Here is a 20,270-nt window from a genome sequence, read left to right as displayed (position 1 = left end):
CCGAAAAACCGAAAGCGCCATGGATCGGAATCACCGTTTGATGCGACCCATCCTCCTGTTGTTGACATGCCTCGGCTTGAGCTTTCCGTCTTTCGCGACCATTAGCGAAAGCCACGGCTACGCGCAATTCGGCACGCTCAAGTACCCCGATACTTTCTCGCATTTCGACTGGGTTAACCCGGATGCGCCCAAGGGTGGGCGCGTCCAGCTAATGGCATCCGGCACTTTCGACACGCTCAATCCGTACACTTTCAAGGGCACCAGTCCGATCGCGACTCCCGGCTTCTATCAATACGGCATCAGCGAGCTGAACGAACCGCTGATGGTTGGCTCGGGCATCTACGACCCTTCCGGCGACGAGCCGGCATCCGCCTATGGGCTGATTGCCGAAACAGTCGAGTACAGCGACAACCACAGCTGGGTGGTCTTCAACCTGCGCGACTCGGCGCGCTTTCATGACGGCAAGCCGATCACTGCTTATGACGTGGCGTTTTCCTACCGCACCCTGATCAAGGATGGTCATCCGCGCTACCGCACCGACTTGAAGGGTGTAAAGCGCGTCGACATCCTCAACCGCCACCGTATTCGCTTCGTATTCGACACACCGGGCAATCCTCTTTTGATCATGCGGCTAGGCGAGCTGCCGGTCCTGCCACAGCATTACTGGAAGGACCGCGACTTCAAGGCCACCACTTTCGAAGCACCACTGGGTAGCGGCCCCTATCGCATTACCGACGTCCAGCCTGGGCGCCGCCTGGTATTCGAACGCGTCGCGAATTGGTGGGGTGCAGACCTGCCGGTCAATCAGGGCAAGTACAATTTCGACCGCGTCGAAGTCGAGTTCTACCGCGACAGCATGGTCGCGTTCGAAGCATTCAAGGTCGGTGAATTCGACTTCTACATCGAACATCAGGCCAAGAACTGGGCTAACGGTTATCAGTTTCCCGCCGTACTGCGCGGAGATGTGATTCGCGCCGAGATTCCACACCAGATCCCTACCCAGACCCAGGCGCTATTCCTCAACGGCCGTCGTGCGCCCTTCGCCGACATCCGCGTGCGCAAGGCCCTCGGCATGATGTTCGATTTCGAGTGGACCAACCGCGCGCTCTTTTACGGCGCCTACAAGCGCAGCGAAAGCTATTACCCGAACAGCGATTTTGCCGCGACCGGCAAGCCAGAAGGCGGCGAATGGTTGATGCTGTCGCCCTATCGTGACCAGCTACCTGCCGAACTGTTTACCGAACCCTACCAATTGCCTCGGACCGATGGCCGCGGCATCCCGCGAGAGACCTTGCGGACGGCATTGGCCCTTCTTGAAGAAGCTGGGTGGGAGCTGACCGCCGACGGCTTGCGTAACCAGTCAGGCGATGCATTCGCCTTCGAGATTCTGCTAGTCAACCCGGGGCTCGAACGAATTCTCCAGCCGTACGTCGAGAACCTGGCTCGCATTGGTATCCAGGCGAGGCTACGAACGGTCGACAGCGCCCAGTACAAGCAGCGGCTTGACCAATACGACTACGACGTGATCCTGACGACGCTTGCGCAAAGCCTCAGTCCTGGACTGGAACAGTTGCTGTACTTCCATTCCAGCCAAGTCGACGTCAAGGGCGGTCGGAACTATGCCGCTATCGCGAATCCCATCGTTGACGACTTGATCGAAAAGCTGCTCAAGGCAAGCACCCGCGACGAGCAGGTCGCGGCGGGACGGGCGATCGATCGGGTGCTGCTCTGGAACTACTACACCATTCCCAACTGGTACATCAGCCATCATCGCCTGGCCTACCAGAATCGGTTCGCCCACGCCACCACCCCGCCCTATACGCTAGGGCTGCGAGCTTGGTGGCTGAAGGCGCAGGAGAAAAAAAGATGACGCGAGAAGCGAGAAACCCGTTGCTGCGTACTGGGCAGCTGGCCCTCCTCTGCATGGCGGGGCTGGCCCAGGCAGCACCGCAGCATGCGTTGACGCTGTATGACGAGCAACCCAAATACCCCGCCGACTTCTCGCATTTCGAATACACCAACCCTGAGGCCCCAAAAGGCGGCACGCTTAGACAGGCCGGATCGGGCAGCTTCGATTCGCTCAATCCATTTATCAATAAAGGCGTGGCCGCCGAAGGCATCGAACTGATCTACGACACCCTTACCGTTAACAGCCTCGACGAGCCGTTTACGGTCTATGGCTTGCTTGCAGAGAAAATAGAGAAAGGGCCGAACAACGAATGGGTGCGGTTTTACCTGCGCCCCGAGGCACGTTTCCACGATGGCGAGCCGGTTACCGCGCAGGATGTGGTTTTCACCTTCGAAACGCTGATAAGCAAGGGCGCACCGCATTACCGCGGCTATTACGCGGACGTGGAAAAGGTCGTTGCGGAAGACAATCGCCGCGTGCGCTTCGATTTCAAACATGCCGGCAACCGTGAGCTGCCCTTGATTCTCGGTCAAATGCACATTCTTCCCGAGCATTGGTGGGCCGATCGTGACTTCGGCGCCGGCAGCCTCGAGCCTCCACTTGGCAGCGGCCCCTACCGAGTCGAGCGGGTGCAGGCCGGGCGCTCGATTCGCTTCAGCCGCGTCGATGACTACTGGGGCAAGGATCTGGCCGTCAACCGGGGCTTCTACAACTTCGCTCACCTGCAATACGACTATTACCTCGACAACACCGTCGCGCTACAAGCGTTCAAAGCCGGGCATTTCGACTACTGGCTCGAAACCAGCGCAAAGAACTGGGCCACCGCGTATGACATCGAGGCCGTGCGTGACGGGCGGATCATAAAGGAAGAAATTGCCAACCATAATCCGCAGGGTATGCAGGGGTTCGTATTCAATACTCGCAAAGGACAGCTGAAGGACCGCCGCGTCCGCGAGGCGCTGTCTTTGCTCTTCGACTTCGAATGGACCAACCGGCAACTCTTCAACGGCGCCTACACCCGCACCCGGAGCTACTTCGATAACTCTGAGCTCGCCTCATCGGGGCTGCCGGATGACGAGGAGCTCAAGCTGCTCGAACCGCTGCGCGGCACCATTCCGGATGAGGTGTTCGACAAGCCATTCGAGCTGCCAAAGACCAACGCCGACGGCATCATCCGTGATCAGCAGCGGCGCGCGTATGAGCTGTTGACCGGAGCCGGCTGGAAGGTTGAGAACGACCGAATGGTCGACGCTAACGGAAAGCCAGTGACGCTCGAGCTTTTACTCGTGCAGGCCGAGTTCGAAAGGGTTCTGCTGCCCTATAAGCGCAACCTTGCGGACCTGGGGATCAACCTCGAGATCCGCCGGGTCGACGTTTCGCAGTACATCAACCGGCTGCGTTCTCGGGACTACGACATGATCGTCAGCAGCTTTGGACAGTCCAACTCGCCCGGAAACGAACAGCGCGAGTATTGGCATTCCTCAAGCGCGGATAATCCAGGCAGCCGCAACTTCATTGGGTTGAAGAATCCAGCCATCGACACCCTCGTCGAGAAGCTCATCGCTGCGGACTCTCGCGCCGAACTGGTTACACGCACTCGCGCACTTGATCGCGTATTGCTTTGGGGGCATTACGTTGTCCCCAACTGGCACATCAAGACGTGGCGCGTTGCCTACTGGAATCACCTCGAACACCCGGAGACCACGCCGGACCAGGACATCGGCCTGATGACCTGGTGGCACAAGCCCGACAGGGAACCGCCCAAGACAAAAACAGAAACGCCGGGTAAAGATGACACCGGAACGGAAACGGGGCGCTAGGCATGCTCGCGTACATCGTTCGCCGCCTGCTGCTGATCATCCCTACCCTGTTCGGCATTCTGTTGATTAATTTCGTGATCATCCAGGCCGCGCCCGGCGGCCCCGTGGAGCAGGCCATTGCCAAGCTGGAGGGCTTTGAAGGCGCAACCAGCCGCATCGCGGGCGGCGGCTCGGAAGTCGCTAGCGGCGGGGGCAACTACCGCGGCGCGCAGGGCCTGGACCCCGAGCTGATCGCCGAAATCGAGCGCCTCTACGGCTTTGACAAGCCAGCCCACGAGCGTTTCTGGATCATGCTCAGCAACTACCTGAGGCTGGATTTCGGCGAGAGCTTCTTTCGCGATGCCAAGGTTACCGACCTCATCGTGGAAAAGATGCCGGTATCGATCTCCCTTGGCTTGTGGAGCACGCTGATCATGTATCTGGCGTCGATTCCGCTGGGTATCGCCAAGGCCACGCGGCACGGCACAGCATTTGACGTCTGGACCAGTTCGGCAATCATCATCGGCTACGCCATCCCGGCGTTCCTGTTCGCGATCCTGCTCATCGTCCTTTTTGCGGGTGGCAGTTACTGGAACTGGTTTCCACTGCGCGGGTTGACCTCGAGTAACTTCGACGAGCTAACCCTTGCGGGCAAGATAATCGATTACTTCTGGCATCTGGCGCTGCCCATCACCGCGCTTGTCATCGGCAATTTTGCGACCCTGACATTGCTTACCAAGAACAGCTTTCTCGACGAGATCAACAAGCAGTACGTCATTACGGCGCGAGCCAAAGGTCTGAGCAAGAACCGCGTCCTGTACGGCCATGTGTTTCGAAACGCCATGCTGATCATCATCGCCGGTTTTCCTTCTGCCTTTATCGGCATGTTCTTTACCGGCTCACTATTGATCGAAGTGATCTTCTCGCTCGACGGCTTGGGACTGCTGAGTTTCGAAGCGGCGATCAATCGCGACTATCCGGTCGTGTTCGGTACCCTCTTCCTGTTCACGCTGCTAGGCCTGGTGGTCAAGCTGATCGGCGATCTCACCTACACCTTGGTCGACCCGCGCATCGATTTTGAAAGCAGGGAGGCCTGAAATGAAGCTGACCCCGCTTAATCAGCGCCGCTTCGCCCTGTTTAAAGCACACAAACGAGGGTGGTGGTCGTTATGGATTTTCCTCGTGCTGTTCGTGCTCAGTCTGGGCGCCGAGCTGATCGCCAATGACAAGCCCATCGTGGTGCGCTACGACGGAGAATGGTTTTTCCCGGTCTTCAAGCGCTATCCAGAGACGGCGTTTGGCGGCGAGTTCCCACTGCAAGCGAACTATAAAGGCCCCTACATCCAAGGCCTGATCGACGAAAAAGACGGCTGGATGATCTGGCCGCCTATTCCATTCAGTTACTCCAGCATCAATTACGACCTGCAGGTACCCGCCCCAGCGCCGCCCTCGCTTGTCAATTGGCTCGGCACTGACGATCAAGGGCGCGATGTGCTTGCTCGGATCATCTACGGCTTTCGTATTTCCGTTCTATTCGCGCTGACGCTGACTTTGATCAGCTCCGTCATCGGCGTGATCGCCGGCGCGCTCCAGGGCTTTTATGGCGGGTGGGTGGATCTGGTTGGCCAACGCGTTTTGGAAATATGGTCAGGCCTGCCGGTACTCTACCTGTTGATCATCCTCGCCAGCTTCGTGCAGCCAAACTTCTGGTGGCTGCTCGGCATCATGTTGCTGTTTTCGTGGATGAGTCTGGTCGACGTTGTGCGCGCCGAGTTTCTGCGCGGGCGAAACCTGGAGTACGTACGAGCGGCCCGCGCATTGGGTATGCAAAACGGTGCCATCATGTTTCGCCATATCCTGCCCAACGCCATGGTCTCGACCATGACCTTCATGCCATTCATCCTGACCGGCGCAATCGGCACCCTGACCGCCCTGGACTTCCTCGGCTTCGGCTTGCCGCCAGGAGCGCCTTCGCTAGGCGAACTGGTCGCCCAAGGCAAAGCCAACCTTCAGGCGCCCTGGCTCGGAATCAGCGCTTTCATGGTTTTGGCAATCATGCTGACGCTGCTTGTGTTTATCGGCGAAGCAGCACGCGATGCTTTCGACCCGAGGAAATAACATGAGCGACCATCTCATCGAGGTTCGCGACCTCGCCGTTGAATTCGTCAGCGGAAATCGGACGCAACGGGTCGTGGAAGGCATCAGTTTCGATATTCGCAAGGGCGAAACGCTCGCGCTCGTTGGCGAGAGCGGCTCGGGCAAATCCGTGACGGCGCATTCGATTCTCAAGCTCCTGCCCTATCCGCTTGCCCGGCATCCCTCGGGCACGATTCACTACGGCGGCGAAGACTTGCTCAAGGCAGACGAAAAGCGTATGCGCGGCATTCGCGGGAACCGTATCGCGATGGTCTTCCAGGAGCCGATGACCTCTCTCAATCCGCTGCACACCATCGGCAAGCAAATCAATGAGGTGCTACTGATCCACAAAGGGCTCAGAGGCAAGGCCGCTACCGCGCGCACATTGGAGCTTCTGGAGCTGGTCGGCATTCCCGAACCGCGCAAGCGAATCCGAGCGTGTCCGCACGAGCTGTCCGGCGGCCAACGTCAACGCGTGATGATCGCCATGGCCCTGGCCAATGAGCCGGAACTGTTGATCGCCGACGAGCCCACCACCGCACTCGATGTCACCGTGCAGTTGAAGATCCTCGAATTGCTCAAGGATCTGCAGGCGCGGATGGGCATGGCGCTGCTCCTCATCAGCCACGATTTGAACCTCGTGCGAAGAATTGCGCATCGTGTGTGTGTCATGCAGCGCGGTCGCGTCGTCGAACAAGCGTCTTGCGAGCAACTGTTCCGCTCCCCGCAGCACCCGTATACCCAGGAGCTGCTGGCAGCGGAGCCCAGTGGTGGGCCGGTAGATATTGAAACCTCCGCCCCCCTGGTGCGGGTCGAGGACCTGCGCGTGTGGTTCCCAATAAGGAAGGGCCTACTCAGGCGCACCGTCGACCACGTCAAGGCCGTCGACGGTGTGTCTTTCAGCCTTCCGAAAGGCCAGACGCTGGGTATTGTGGGTGAGAGTGGCTCCGGCAAGTCGACTTTGGGGCTGGCGATTCTTCGCCTGCTCTCGAGCCGCGGCGAAATCCATTTTCGTGATCAGCCGCTCCAGCGCCTGTCGCAACGTGCGGTTCGCCCGCTGAGAAAGGAGATGCAGGTTGTTTTCCAAGATCCTTTCGGCAGCCTCAGCCCTCGCATGTCGGTCGGCCAGATTATTGGTGAGGGGCTCCGAATTCATGGGATCGGTACTCCTGCCGAGCAAGCGCAGGCGATCATCGATGCGCTCGTCGAGGTGGGGCTCGATCCGGAAAGCCGGCATCGCTATCCGCACGAGTTTTCCGGAGGCCAGCGCCAGCGGATCGCTATTGCGCGGGCTTTGGTTTTGAAGCCCGAGCTGATCTTGCTGGACGAGCCGACCTCGGCGCTTGATCGAACGGTTCAGCGACAGGTCGTGGAGCTACTACGCTCGCTACAGGCCAAGTACAACCTGACCTACCTGTTCATTAGCCATGACCTGGCGGTGGTTAGGGCGCTGAGCCACCAGATGATGGTGGTCAAGCAAGGCAAGGTCGTGGAACAAGGTGACGCGGCGGACATTTTCGCCGCACCACAACATCCGTATACACAGCAATTGCTGGAGTCAGCGTTCCTGGCGCCAGCCATTGCATAACCAGAAGAGGGACAAGCACATGGGTTTTCTAACCGGTAAGCGCGTACTGATCGTTGGTGTCGCCAGCAAACTGTCGATCGCCTCGGGCATCGCTGCGGCCATGCACCGCGAAGGCGCCGAACTGGCCTTCACCTATCAGAACGAAAAGCTCAAGGGGCGTGTCGAGGAGTTCGCCGCGAGCTGGGGCTCGGGCCCGGAGCTATGCTTCCCGTGCGACGTTGCCAACGACGAAGAAATTGCCCAGGTTTTCGAAGCGCTCGGCAAGAAGTGGGATGGCCTGGATGGCATCGTCCACTCGGTCGGTTTCGCCCCCGGTGACCAGCTCGACGGCGACTTCACCGAAGTGACCACCCGTGATGGCTTCCGCATCGCACATGACATCAGCGCCTATAGTCTGGTTGCACTGGCCAAAGCTGGCCGCCCGATGATGAAAGGCCGCAACGGCAGCATCTTGACGCTGTCCTACCTCGGTGCCGAGCGCACCATGCCTAACTACAACGTCATGGGCATGGCCAAGGCAAGCCTCGAAGCTGGTGTTCGCTACCTGGCCGGGAGCCTCGGCCCAGAGGGCACACGCGTGAACGCTGTGTCCGCTGGCCCAATCCGCACACTGGCTGCGTCGGGCATCAAGAGTTTCCGTAAGATGCTCGCCGCCAACGAAAGGCAGACGCCGCTGCGCCGCAACGTAACGATCGAAGAAGTAGGCAATGCTGGCGCATTCCTCTGCTCGGACCTGGCCTCCGGCATCAGCGGTGAAATTCTTTATGTCGATGGCGGCTTCAATACCACCGCCATGGGCAACATCGAAGACTGAGATAAGTCGCGCATAAAAAACCCGCACATGGTGCGGGTTTTTTATGGAAGCGAACTCAGTAGGTTTCGATGTCCGCTTCGTCGTGAAGCATCTCGCGATAAGCCGCAAAATCCTGCTGACCACTACGAGATGCGAGGAAACGACGATAGTTCTGCTTCTCCTCGTCACTCAACTCGACTTGGGGTTTGCTGACTCCGCTCAGCTGGATGACCACAAAGTCGCCATTACCAAGCGTGACGCCATCGTACGTACGCGCATCGCTGCCTTCCGGGCGCGGCATCCGGAACACCTGCTGCAACACGGCCGGCTCTACACCCTCCTGGTTGCGCGATGCTGCCTCGATAGTGCTCCAATCACCCTCGGCCTTCTCACCTTCGCGGAGTTTGGCCAACAGCGCCTTGCCTTGCTCCTGCGCCTGATCTGCGGCTTTGCTGCGCTGCAACTGGCTCACAATGCCCTCCTTGACCTCGTCGAACGGCATCACTTCGGGCTGCAAGTGCTGCTTGGCGCGAACCACGACCGCCGTGTCCGGATCCAGCTCGATGACCTCGCTATTGGCGCCATCCAGCAGCACTTCGTCGCTGAATGCAGCCTGGATTACCTGCCGGTTCGCCGCAATACCAGAACCACCTTCCCGTCCGAACGCTTCGCTCGTTTGGACTTGCAGACCAAGCTCTTGAGCGGGTTGTGCAAGATCCGACGACTCGAATGCCGCGTCCTCGAGTTGCTTGCTGGCTTCTACGAAACGCTGCTCCACCTGCTGTGCCTTAAGCTCACGAACCAGCTCCGGTTTCAGCGACTCCAGCGACGGAACCTCTGGCGACTGGACGCCAAGCAGCTTGATCAAATGCCAACCGAACTCGGACCGCACAGGTGCAGATACCTGACCCTGCTCGAGGTCATAAAGGGCTTTTTCGAACTCGGCGTCATAGACACCAGGCCCGGCAAACCCGAGATCGCCACCCTCGCCCGCCGAGCCCGGGTCATCCGAAAGCTCCTTGGCCAACGCTGCGAAATCTTCACCAGCGGCTACGCGTTTGGCGATCTCCTCGATTTTCTGCTTGGCCTGGCCGTCGCTGCTGCCGTCCGCCTCGATTAAGATATGCGCCGCCCGGCGCTGTTCGCCAAGGTTGGCGATACGCTGCTTGTACAGCTCGTCGACCTGATCGTCGGAAACCTCGACCTGATCGAAGAATGACTCCTTGTCCAGTTCGACGTATTCGAGGACCACCTGCTCGGGCGAACGAAAACGGTCCGTATTCTTTTCGTAATATTCGCGGGCCTCGCTTTCACTGACCTCAACCGCTGAAGTGTCCGCTGCGATACGAAGGGTGGCGAAATCCCGCGTTTGCTGCTCGAGATGGGCGAAGCGTTCGATCTGCTCGTCAGTGACGAACCCGGAACCAGAGATACCCGCGCGCAGTTGGCCGATAAGCATTTCCTGCTTGAGCAGTTCGCGGAACTGCATCCGGGAATAGCCCATTTGCTGGATGACCTGGTCGAAACGCGTTGCATCGAACTTGCCGTCTACGGTGAATTCCGGGGTCTGCAAGATCAATTGATCCAGTGCGGCCTCCGAGAAAGCAAAGTCGGCATCGCGCGCACCTTGCAGCAGCAGGGCTCGGTCGATCAAGGCGCGTAGCGACGATTCCCGAACAAGCTTGTCGTCTAGCAGCGACGGATCGAAGTCGCCGCCCAGCTGCTGAGCGAGCTGGCGGCGCTGCATGTTCATGGCCTGGTTGAGTTCCTCAAGCGAGATCTCCTCGCCGTTCACCTCGGCAGCGTTCTGGCTATTGCCGACGGAGCTGAAGATTGCGTCGAACCCCGTTAGCGCCAGCAACAGGATGATGACACCGATGATGGTCTTGGCAATCCAGCCTTGGGAGTTATCCCTGATGTTCTGAAGCATGCGTCCCCCAGGAGACAGCTGCGCGGCATGAACTGCGGCGCGGTTGGAAACCGGATAAAAGAAAGGCGCATCCAGGGATGCGCCTTCGCGGAGCTTTTGGAGCAGTTGGGCCGAATTCCCCAAGCCCGAGCGCAACAGGCACGCCCTCTTCGAACCACCACTCCAGGCCAGGGCCAGAGTGAACTGACTTCTGGCTGGATCGAAAAACGCTTAGTTGACGGCGTCCTTCAGAGCCTTGCCAGCTTTGAATCCCGGAATCTTGGCCGCCGCAATGTTGATCGGCTTGCCAGTCTGAGGGTTACGACCAGTGCGAGCAGCGCGCTCCTTGACAGCGAATGTACCGAAACCAACCAGTACCACGGAATCACCAGCCTTCAGTGCGCCAGTAACGGAGTCGATTACTGCATCCAGCGCGCGGCCAGCAACAGCTTTCGGGATATCAGCAGATGCAGCAATAGCATCGATCAGTTCCGACTTGTTCACTCTAAGTCCCCTTATTTCTGTTGAGTCTTTAATTTTTGGTGTAAGCAAAGCGGTGCTGAAATAGCAGCGACACAAAGGGCCGGTTTATATCAAGGGCGCCGAAAATATGTCAACAGAGCCTTCCAGACTAATGCGTGCTGATTCGCTCCTTGGAATCAGACTCGCGCTTGTCTTCCTTTGCAACAATGTCGGGAGCCGCATCAGGTAAGGGCTCCGGCGCGTATTGCAGCGCAATTTGAAGGACTTCGTCAATCCACTTGACCGGTTTAATCAGCAGGTCCTGCTTAATATTTTCAGGAATCTCTTTCAGATCACGCTGATTCTCTTCGGGAATGATCACCGTCTTGATTCCGCCTCGATGTGCGGCCAGCAATTTCTCCTTCAAGCCACCAATAGCGAGCACCTGACCCCGCAAGGTAATCTCCCCGGTCATTGCCACTTCAGCACGCACTGGTATCTGCGTCAGCGCGGAAACGAGCGCGGTGCACATGCCGATACCGGCACTCGGACCGTCCTTGGGTGTAGCACCTTCAGGCACGTGAATATGAATATCCTGCTTCTCATGGAAATCGGCAGCGATGCCCAAGCTCTGCGCACGACTGCGCACAACAGTCAACGCTGCAGTAATGGATTCGCCCATTACGTCGCCCAGTGAGCCGGTCTTCGTCAGGCGTCCCTTACCCGGCACGACAGCCGCTTCGATGGTCAACAACTCGCCTCCAACCTGCGTCCAGGCAAGACCGGTCACCTGGCCGACCTGGTCCTGCTGCTCGGCTAGCCCATAGCGAAACTTGCGTACGCCCAGGTAGTGCTCGAGCGAAGCAGCATCCACTTCGACTTTGAATTTTTTCTCGGCCGCGTGCTCCTTGACGACCTTCCGGCACACCTTCGCCAACTGGCGTTCCAGGCTACGGACGCCTGCTTCGCGAGTGTAATACCGCACGATATCGCGCAGCGCCTCTTCCTCGAACACCAGCTCAGTCTTCTTCAAGCCGTTGGCAGCGACCTGCTTCGGCACCAGGTAGCGGTTGGCAATATTGATCTTTTCGTCCTCGGTATAGCCCGGCAGACGGATGACCTCCATTCGGTCAAGCAAGGGTGCCGGGATGTTCATCGAGTTCGCGGTACAGAGAAACATCACATCCGACAGGTCGTAATCGACCTCAAGGTAGTGGTCGTTGAAATTATGATTCTGCTCGGGATCAAGAACCTCAAGGAGCGCTGACGCCGGATCTCCGCGCATGTCGTTGCCCATCTTGTCAATTTCGTCGAGCAGGAACAGCGGGTTGCGGACGCCTACCTTGCTCAGTTTTTGAATCAGCCGGCCCGGCATCGAGCCAATGTAAGTACGACGATGGCCTCGGATTTCAGCCTCGTCACGCACACCACCAAGCGCCATCCTGACGAATTTGCGGTTGGTGGAACGGGCGATGGACTCCGCCAGAGACGTCTTCCCGACTCCCGGTGGTCCAACCAGGCAGAGAACCGGCCCCTTGAGTTTCTTGACCCGCTTTTGCACGGCGAGATACTCAAGAATGCGGTCTTTCACCTCCTCAAGGCCGTAATGATCGGCATCCAGCACTTCTTCGGCTTTCTGCAGATCCAGCCGAACTTTACTAGCGGCTTTCCAGGGTACGTTAACCAGCCAGTCGATATAGGTCCGCACCACCGTGGCTTCAGCCGACATCGGCGACATCTGCTTGAGCTTGTTCAGCTCTGCGGTCGCCTTGGCATGCGCATCCTTGGGTAAGCCCGCGCTCTCGATTCGCTTCTTGAGATCGTCGATCTCGTTATGGCCCTCATCGATATCGCCAAGCTCTTTCTGAATGGCTTTCATCTGCTCGTTCAGGTAGTACTCGCGCTGGCTTCGCTCCATCTGCTTCTTCACGCGCCCGCGAATGCGCTTTTCCACCTGCAACAGGTCAATCTCTGCATCGAGTAGCGCCAGGACATGCTCGACACGCTCCGAAAGATCGGTGATTTCGAGAATCGCCTGCTTCTGTTCGATCTTCAGCGCCATGTGCGCCGCCATGGTATCGACGAGGCGGGCCGGCTCGTCGATGCTTGCGAGTGACGACAGCACCTCCGACGGCACCTTCTTGCCCAATTGAACATATTGCTCGAACTGGCTAAGCAAGCTGCGAGTCAGCACCTCACCTTCGCGCTCGTCGATTTCCGATTCGTCGATCAGCTCAACCTCAGCGCGGCAATGATCCTCGACATCGAAGAAGCGGTCGATTACGCCGCGCTGCTCGCCTTCTACCAGCACCTTCACGGTGCCATCGGGCAACTTGAGTAGCTGTAGGACTGTCGCGACGGTTCCGACGCGATAGAGGCCGTCTTCGGCAGGATCATCATCCGCCGGATTTTTCTGGGCCAAGAGCAGGATCTGCTTGTCGCCCGCCATGGCCGCTTCGAGGGCCTCGATGGACTTCTCTCGGCCAACGAACAGCGGAATCACCATGTGCGGATAGACGACGACATCACGCAGTGGCAAGAGGGGCAATTCGATGGTTGTCTTCATAACATTCAGCTCTACGACGGCCATACGGCGTGAACGGGGGAACACCCTTGAAGCAAAGATGAGGGCGCCCATGGCAAAAAACAAGGACGACGCAGAAATGCAAAGGGGCCCGGAGGCCCCTTTGTTTTATCACGCGTCAGGCGCAGCCTTTGCTGGCGGCTCGCTGCTTTCGTAGATCAGCAGCGGCTGAGACGTGCCTTCGATCACGCTCTCGTCGATCACCACCTTGCTGACGTCCTTCTGGGAAGGAATCTCATACATGGTATCCAGCAGCACACCTTCGAGGATCGAGCGCAACCCTCGAGCACCGGTCTTGCGCTCCAGCGCACGACCAGCAACCGCCTTGAGCGCGTCAGTGCGGAACTCCAGGTCAACACCCTCCAGCTCGAACAGCTTGGCGTATTGCTTTGTCAGTGCATTCTTGGGCTCGGTGAGAATTTGGATCAACGCCGCTTCGTCCAGCTCGTCAAGAGTAGCGATGACCGGCAAGCGCCCTACAAACTCCGGAATCAACCCGAACTTCACAAGATCATCAGGCTCCACTGCACGCAGCGACTCTCCGATTTTCTTGCCTGGATCCTTGCTACGAACCTCGGCATTGAACCCAATCCCACCCTGCGTCGAGCGACCCTGAATCACCTTTTCGAGACCCGCGAACGCACCGCCACAAATGAACAGTATGTTGCGTGTATCGACCTGCAGGAACTCCTGCTGAGGATGCTTGCGGCCGCCTTGTGGCGGAACTGAGGCTACCGTGCCCTCGATCAGCTTGAGCAGCGCCTGTTGCACGCCCTCGCCCGATACATCGCGGGTGATCGAGGGGTTATCCGACTTTCTGGAAATCTTGTCGATTTCATCGATGTAGACAATACCCATCTGGGCCTTTTCCACATCGTAGTCGCACTTCTGCAGTAGCTTTTGGATGATGTTCTCAACATCCTCACCCACGTAACCAGCCTCGGTAAGCGTGGTGGCATCGGCAATGGTGAAGGGGACATTGAGCAGACGCGCCAGTGTTTCGGCCAGCAACGTCTTACCCGAGCCAGTCGGCCCGATGAGCAGGATATTGCTCTTGCCCAGCTCGACCTCTTCCTTCTTGTCGCGCTGATTGAGACGCTTGTAGTGGTTGTAAACAGCCACGGCCAGAATCTTCTTAGCACGCTCTTGACCAATGACGTACTGGTCGAGAATGCCGCTGATCTCCTTTGGCGCAGGCAGTTTTTGCGCGCTGCTTTCGGCCTGGGCTTCTTGCACCTCCTCACGGATGATGTCATTGCACAGGTCGACGCACTCGTCACAGATAAAAACCGAGGGGCCGGCAATCAACTTGCGCACTTCATGCTGGCTCTTGCCGCAGAAGGAGCAATAAAGCAGTTTGCCGGAGTCCTCGCCGTTGCGGGTGTCAGTCATTCGATCGATCCAATCGGGGAAGGCTTGAAACACAAGATGAAGGCATTCGAGGGCTTTTTCAAGCCCCGGGTACAGCCGGGCATCGCCATGAAGGCGAGGTCAACTCGCCATCTGGCGCTGAGCCAATACCTGGTCGATCAGCCCATATTTGACAGCTTCCTCACCGCTCATGAAGTTATCGCGGTCCGTATCGCGAGCGATGATTTCCATTGGCTGACCGGTATGCTGGGCCATAATCTTGTTCAGACGCTCACGGATGGTGAGGATTTCGCGGGCATGAATTTCGATATCCGAAGCCTGGCCCTGGAAGCCGCCTAGGGGCTGATGAATCATCATCCGCGAATGGGGCAGGCAGTAGCGCTTGCCGGCAGCACCGCCCGTCAACAGCAGCGCACCCATGCTACAGGCCTGGCCGATGCAGATGGTCGACACATCTGGCTTGATGAATTGCATGGTGTCGTAGATGGACATCCCGGCGGTTACCGAACCACCCGGCGAATTAATGTAGAGATGTATGTCCTTCTCAGGATTCTCAGCCTCGAGAAACAGCATCTGCGCGACGATCAGGTTCGCCATGTAGTCTTCGACCTGGCCGACCATAAAGATCACCCGCTCCTTCAGGAGCCGGGAATAGATGTCATACGCGCGCTCGCCACGGGCGGACTGCTCGATGACCATCGGAACCAGCCCACCGGCGGCCTGGATATCGGGTGCTTGCATAAACGGATTGCCGGACATGTCCAACGATACTCCCTATGTCACGCCTCAAAGACATAAGCCAGCACTAGGCTGGCTTATGAACGTGCATCAAACGATTTGAAGAGACTCAAGCTGCTTGCGGGGCTTCCGCAGGCTTCACTGCTTCTTCGTAGGAAACCGATTTGTCGGTCACTTTAGCCTGCTGCAGAACAGTATCTACAACTTGCTCTTCGAGCACAACCGAGCGGACTTCGTTCAGCTGCTCAGCATTCTTGTAGTACCAAGACACGACCTGCTCAGGCTCCTGATAGGCAGAGGCCATCTCCTCAATCAGCTCGCGAACGCGCGCATCGTCAGGCTTGAGTTCGTGCTGCTTGACGACTTCAGCGACGATGAGACCCAGTACCACCCGGCGCTTGGCCTGTTCCTCGAACAGCTCGGCCGGCAGTTGGTCAGGCTTGATATTGCCACCAAACTGTTGCACAGCCTGGGTACGCAGGCGGTTGACTTCGTTGTCGACCAGCGCTTTCGGCACCTCGATCGGATTGCCCGTGACAAGCCCTTCCATGACCTGGTTCTTCACCTTGGTCTTGATGGCCTGGCGCAGCTCGCGCTCCATGTTCTTCTTGACCTCGGCACGGAAGCCCTCGAGGCCGCCTTCTTGAACGCCGAACTGAGCGAAGAATTCGTCATTGAGCTCGGGCAGCTGAGCAGCAGCGACGCTGTTTACGGTCACGGTGAACTCAGCGGTTTTACCGGCAAGGTCGAGGTTCTGGTAATCCTCAGGGAAGGTCGGGTTGATCACGCGCTCCTCGCCCGCTTTCGCGCCAATCAGAGCTTCCTCGAAACCCGGGATCATGCGGCCAGAGCCCAACACCAGCTGAGTACCTTTGGCCGAGCCGCCTGCGAAAGCTTCGCCGTCGATCTTGCCGACGAAATCGATGTTCAACTGATCACCGTCTTCGGCAGCACGCTCGACCATCTCGTAGCGCGTGTTCTGCTTGCGCAGGATTTCTAGCATGTTATCGACGTCAGCGTCGTTCACTTCGGCCTGCAAACGCTCGATTTCGATGCCCTCGAAACCAGCCACCTTGAATTCGGGGAACACTTCGAAGGTAGCAACGTACTCGAGATCCTTGCCCTTCTCGAAGACCTTTGGCTCAACGGCCGGTGCGCCAGCAGGATTCAGCTTCTCGGCAACGACGGCTTCATAAAAGGTCGCTTGTATCAGATCGCCCAACGCCTCCTGGCGAGCGGCGGCCTCATAACGCTGACGGATGACACTCATCGGCACCTTGCCAGGACGAAAACCCGGAATTTTGGCACGGCTTGCAGTCTGCTGCAGACGCTTGTTGACTTCGCTCTCGATACGATCGACCGGCACGCCAATGGTCATACGGCGCTCAAGAGCGGAGGTGCTTTCAACAGAAACTTGCATGGATTTTCCTCGTTGCACAGACATAAGCCGGCGTTCCGGCCCCAGAATGGGCAAACATTCTAGTGGCTCGCCTGACAGAAGTCACCCCGTCCGACAGCCCCATAACAGCGCACAACCGCCGCGCTTACTGACATTGCCGCGCGAGCCCGCCGCCCAGACCGCCTTCGTATTGGAATGGGCAGAAGCGCGCTGGCGCATGCCATGCACGGCACGGGTCTAACGGGCACAAAAAAGCCCCTGAATAGGGGCTTAAGGGAACTCCTAATTCCACTTAAGGGCTGGAGTCAAATGATGGTGCGGACGGAGAGACTCGAACTCTCACACCTTGCGGCGCCAGAACCTAAATCTGGTGTGTCTACCAATTTCACCACGTCCGCAAAACTTCAAACGAAAACGCCAGGCACAGCCTGGCGTTCCGGAATATGGGGTGGACGATGGGGCTCGAACCCACGACCGCAGGAGCCACAATCCTGTGCTCTACCAACTGAGCTACGTCCACCATATTGCTTCGCTTGTGCCAGAGTCCAAATGGCGCACCCGGCAGGACTCGAACCTGCGACCATCCGCTTAGAAGGCGGATGCTCTATCCAACTGAGCTACGGGCGCTTTCATCTGCATTCTGTTTGGAGCGCAGACTTCAAGCTCGGACTCTTGAAAGCGGTTGCCCTCAAAAGCCGTCTTACCCAGCAGCGAGCTGTGCTCGACAAGCGGGGCGAATCTTAAAGGCCGGCCATGAAGCCGTCAACAACAAATTTCAAAAAAATTCAGCGTGGTAAAGGAGTTACGGGACGCGGCTGCCTTGTCGCCTTTGCCGGGCCGCAACGCCGTGCGAGAATGCCGCTCCTTTTTCTCCTCTACTCTATGGTTAGCCAAGCGACATGACTGCACAATTGATCGACGGTAAAACGATCGCCGCCAACATTCGCCAGCAGATCGCTGGTCGCGTGGCCGAGCGCGCCAGTGAGGGGCTACGGGTCCCGGGGCTAGCGGTCATCCTGGTGGGCACCGATCCCGCTTCCCAGGTCTACGTCGCACATAAGCGCAAGGACTGCGAAGAAGTGGGCTTTTGTTCCACCGCCTACGATCTTCCAGCCGAGACCAGCCAGGCCGATCTCTTGGCGCTGATCGAGGAGCTAAACGAGAACCCCGCAATCGACGGAATCTTGGTGCAACTTCCCTTGCCCAAGCACCTCGATGCGTCCCAGTTGTTGGAGCGAATCCGCCCCGACAAGGATGTAGATGGCTTCCATCCATACAACATTGGCCGATTGGCGCAACGGATGCCATTGCTGCGCCCATGCACGCCTAAGGGCATCATGGCGCTGCTGGAAAGCACGGGCGTCGATCTTCACGGCCTCAACGCGGTGGTTGTCGGCGCATCCAACATCGTTGGCCGGCCGATGGCGCTCGAACTGTTGTTAGCCGGATGTACCACCACGGTTACTCACCGCTTCACACATGATCTGGCCGAGCATGTGAAACGTGCCGACCTGGTCGTCGTCGCTACCGGCATTACCGGGCTGGTAAAGGGTGAGTGGATCAAGCCCGGCGCCATCGTCATCGACGTGGGTATCAATCGACAGCCGGACGGCAAACTGGTCGGCGATGTCGAGTTCGAGCCGGCCGCAGAGCGTGCTAGTTGGATTACGCCTGTACCGGGTGGCGTCGGGCCGATGACGCGGGCCTGCCTGCTGGAAAACACCCTGCACGCAGCCGAGCATCTTCACGACTGACCAAACGAAAACGGCACCCGAGCAGGGTGCCGTTCCATACGCATCCAGCGTTTCGATCAGCTTTCCTTCTCCCAAGACTTGATCAGCTCGTCATAGTTAACGGTCTGCCCCTTGGGTTTTTCGTTGTCGAGCTTCGGCTTGGGCGCGCCGGGCTGGCTGAACCAGTATTCAGCATCACGCGGCTCGTTGAGCTTCGGACCGCACTTAGGCTGGACCTTTGCCCGCTCCAGTCTCGCCATCATTGAGTCCTGCGCCTCAGCCAATCCATCGAGTGCCTCCTGTGGCGTCTTGTCACCACTCGCAGCTTCGGCGATGTATTGCCACCAGAGCTGGGCCAAGCGCGGGTAGTCCGGCACATTCGTCCCGGTTGGTGTCCATTGGACTCGTGCCGGGCTGCGGTAAAACTCCACTAACCCGCCCAGCTTGGGCGCCACTTTGGTCATTGCGTCGGAGTTGATGTCCGACTCCCTGATTGGGGTCAGGCCCACCAACGTTTTCTTCAGCGATACCGTTTTCGAGACCGTAAATTGCGCGTACAGCCACGCCGCCAGCCGACGCTTTTCTGGCGTCGAGTCGAGGAAGGTCCAAGCGCCCGCGTCCTGGTAGCCGAGTTTCATACCCTCTTCCCAGTACGGCCCTTTCGGTGAAGGCGCCATGCGCCACTTCGGCGTCCCGTCCTCGTTGACCACCGGCAATCCGGGCTTGGTCATGTCAGCGGTAAACGCCGTATACCAGAAGATCTGCTGCGCGATATTGCCCTGAGCAGGCACCGGGCCCGATTCGGAGAAGGTCATACCTTGAGCTTCTGGCGGCGCGTACTCGCGCATCCAATCGACATATTTCTGAGTTGCGAACACAGCGGCAGGCCCGTTAGTTGCACCGCCGCGCGCCACGCTGGAGCCGACCGGATGACAATCCTCCACCCTGATTCCCCACTCATCGACCGGCAGGCCGTTGGGTAATCCCTTGTCGCCGGCACCGGCCATGGAGAACCACGCATCAGTAAAGCGCCAACCGAGCGATGGGTCCTTCTTGCCGTAATCCATATGCCCGTAGACGCGCTGGCCGTCGATTTCCTTGACGTGTTTGCTGAAAAATTCAGCGATGTCTTCATAGGCAGACCAGTTCACCGGCACGCCCAGCTCGTATCCGTACAGCTCCTGGAACTGTTTTTTCAGCTCGGGACGTTCGAACCAGTCGGCACGGAACCAGTAAAGATTGGCGAACTGCTGGACGGGCAACTGGTAGATTTTCCCGTTCGGGCCCGTGGTGAACGAGATACCGATGAAGTCGTCGAGGTCCAGGGTCGGCAAGGTGTATTCCTTGGCCTCACCTTCGATCATGTCGCTGATCGCGACGGCCTTGCCGTAACGAAAGTGCGTGCCGATCAGGTCCGAGTCGTTGATGTAACCGTCGTAGATGTTCTTGCCAGACTGCATCTGTGTCTGCAGTTTCTCGACCACATCGCCTTCCTGCATCAGGTCGTGGCGCAATTTGATCCCAGTAATTTCGCTGAAGGCGCGGGCGAGGGTTTTCGACTCGTACTCATGGGTGGTGATGGTTTCCGAGGCGACATTGATTTCCATGCCACGGAACGGCTCAGCGGCTTTGATGAACCAGCGCAACTCCTCCATCTGCTCCTCGGCCGAGAGTGTCGAGGGATTGAACTCCGACTCGACCCACTTCTTCGCCGCGTCTTCATAGGCGTCGGCCCAGGCCGTGCCCGCCATGCCAGACAACGTCAGCAAGGCGGTCAGTGCCATGCCATGTCGGGTGTTGTTTTTGTTTTCGAACATAAACACCTCCTTTGGGTTATTCAACGGGACAG

The 20,270-nt window shown here is 58.2% G+C and carries 14 protein-coding genes and 3 tRNA genes; 7 read left to right on the top strand and 10 right to left on the bottom strand.

The genetic code is table 11. From position 1 onward, the window contains the following. Positions 1 to 40 precede the first annotated feature (40 nt). Genes M1D78_RS09635 through fabI form a run of 6 tightly spaced genes read left to right on the top strand, consistent with a single transcriptional unit; the run spans position 41 to position 8,246 of the window. Positions 41 to 1,870: an extracellular solute-binding protein gene (locus M1D78_RS09635; protein ID WP_437420354.1), complete on the top strand. Its 1,830-nt coding sequence runs from the start codon at positions 41 to 43 to the stop codon at positions 1,868 to 1,870. Then, on the top strand, positions 1,867 to 3,729 hold the full coding sequence (locus M1D78_RS09630) for an extracellular solute-binding protein (protein ID WP_437419477.1): 1,863 nt from the start codon (positions 1,867 to 1,869) through the stop codon (positions 3,727 to 3,729). Before M1D78_RS09635 ends, M1D78_RS09630 begins: the two co-directional genes overlap by 4 nt. 2 nt (positions 3,730 to 3,731) lie before the next feature. Next, on the top strand, positions 3,732 to 4,805 hold the full coding sequence (locus M1D78_RS09625; protein ID WP_437419478.1) for a microcin C ABC transporter permease YejB: 1,074 nt from the start codon (positions 3,732 to 3,734) through the stop codon (positions 4,803 to 4,805). Position 4,806: 1 nt separating this feature from the next. Next, positions 4,807 to 5,826, top strand: coding sequence for an ABC transporter permease (locus M1D78_RS09620; protein WP_437419479.1), 1,020 nt, complete (start codon positions 4,807 to 4,809; stop codon positions 5,824 to 5,826). A gap of 1 nt (position 5,827) precedes the next feature. Then, positions 5,828 to 7,432, top strand: coding sequence for an ABC transporter ATP-binding protein (locus tag M1D78_RS09615; protein WP_437419480.1), 1,605 nt, complete (start codon positions 5,828 to 5,830; stop codon positions 7,430 to 7,432). A 19-nt stretch (positions 7,433 to 7,451) separates the two neighbouring features. Continuing rightward, complete coding sequence (gene fabI / locus M1D78_RS09610) at positions 7,452 to 8,246, top strand: enoyl-ACP reductase FabI (protein ID WP_437419481.1); 795 nt, start codon at positions 7,452 to 7,454, stop codon at positions 8,244 to 8,246. Positions 8,247 to 8,301: 55 nt separating this feature from the next. On the opposite strand, the gene M1D78_RS09605 is transcribed toward fabI, so the two are convergent. The 9 genes from M1D78_RS09605 to M1D78_RS09565 form a co-directional block, all read right to left on the bottom strand. Continuing rightward, positions 8,302 to 10,155 carry a SurA N-terminal domain-containing protein gene (locus M1D78_RS09605; RefSeq protein WP_437419482.1) on the bottom strand — a complete coding sequence of 618 codons (1,854 nt, stop codon included), beginning with the start codon at positions 10,153 to 10,155 and terminating at the stop codon, positions 8,302 to 8,304. A 210-nt stretch (positions 10,156 to 10,365) separates the two neighbouring features. After that, positions 10,366 to 10,638, bottom strand: a complete 273-nt coding sequence (gene hupB, locus M1D78_RS09600) for a nucleoid-associated protein HU-beta (protein WP_243605563.1) — start codon at positions 10,636 to 10,638, stop codon at positions 10,366 to 10,368. Between the two features lie 127 nt (positions 10,639 to 10,765). Then, entirely contained in the window at positions 10,766 to 13,162 is a 2,397-nt protein-coding gene (lon, locus tag M1D78_RS09595) for an endopeptidase La (protein ID WP_437419483.1), read from the bottom strand. A 129-nt stretch (positions 13,163 to 13,291) separates the two neighbouring features. Further along, positions 13,292 to 14,572, bottom strand: coding sequence for an ATP-dependent Clp protease ATP-binding subunit ClpX (clpX, locus tag M1D78_RS09590; RefSeq protein WP_437419484.1), 1,281 nt, complete (start codon positions 14,570 to 14,572; stop codon positions 13,292 to 13,294). A gap of 99 nt (positions 14,573 to 14,671) precedes the next feature. Further along, complete coding sequence (clpP, locus tag M1D78_RS09585) at positions 14,672 to 15,310, bottom strand: ATP-dependent Clp endopeptidase proteolytic subunit ClpP (RefSeq protein WP_437419485.1); 639 nt, start codon at positions 15,308 to 15,310, stop codon at positions 14,672 to 14,674. An 88-nt stretch (positions 15,311 to 15,398) separates the two neighbouring features. Next, positions 15,399 to 16,709: a trigger factor gene (tig, locus tag M1D78_RS09580; RefSeq protein WP_437419486.1), complete on the bottom strand. Its 1,311-nt coding sequence runs from the start codon at positions 16,707 to 16,709 to the stop codon at positions 15,399 to 15,401. Positions 16,710 to 17,001: 292 nt separating this feature from the next. Next, positions 17,002 to 17,086, bottom strand: a tRNA-Leu gene (locus M1D78_RS09575). 46 nt (positions 17,087 to 17,132) lie between these two features. Continuing rightward, positions 17,133 to 17,208: transfer RNA gene (locus M1D78_RS09570), tRNA-His, on the bottom strand. A gap of 30 nt (positions 17,209 to 17,238) precedes the next feature. After that, positions 17,239 to 17,315: transfer RNA gene (locus tag M1D78_RS09565), tRNA-Arg, on the bottom strand. A 272-nt stretch (positions 17,316 to 17,587) separates the two neighbouring features. Between M1D78_RS09565 and folD the strand changes: the two genes are divergently transcribed. Then, positions 17,588 to 18,442, top strand: a complete 855-nt coding sequence (gene folD / locus M1D78_RS09560; protein WP_437419487.1) for a bifunctional methylenetetrahydrofolate dehydrogenase/methenyltetrahydrofolate cyclohydrolase FolD — start codon at positions 17,588 to 17,590, stop codon at positions 18,440 to 18,442. 56 nt (positions 18,443 to 18,498) lie between these two features. On the opposite strand, the gene M1D78_RS09555 is transcribed toward folD, so the two are convergent. Beyond that, on the bottom strand, positions 18,499 to 20,238 hold the full coding sequence (locus M1D78_RS09555) for an ABC transporter substrate-binding protein (RefSeq protein WP_437419488.1): 1,740 nt from the start codon (positions 20,236 to 20,238) through the stop codon (positions 18,499 to 18,501). Positions 20,239 to 20,270: the final 32 nt, after the last annotated feature.

It is taken from the genome of Pseudomonas sp. SA195, assembly GCF_054131565.1.
Note: the sequence above shows the minus strand (reverse complement) of the source record. Positions and strands in the feature narration are given on the sequence as shown.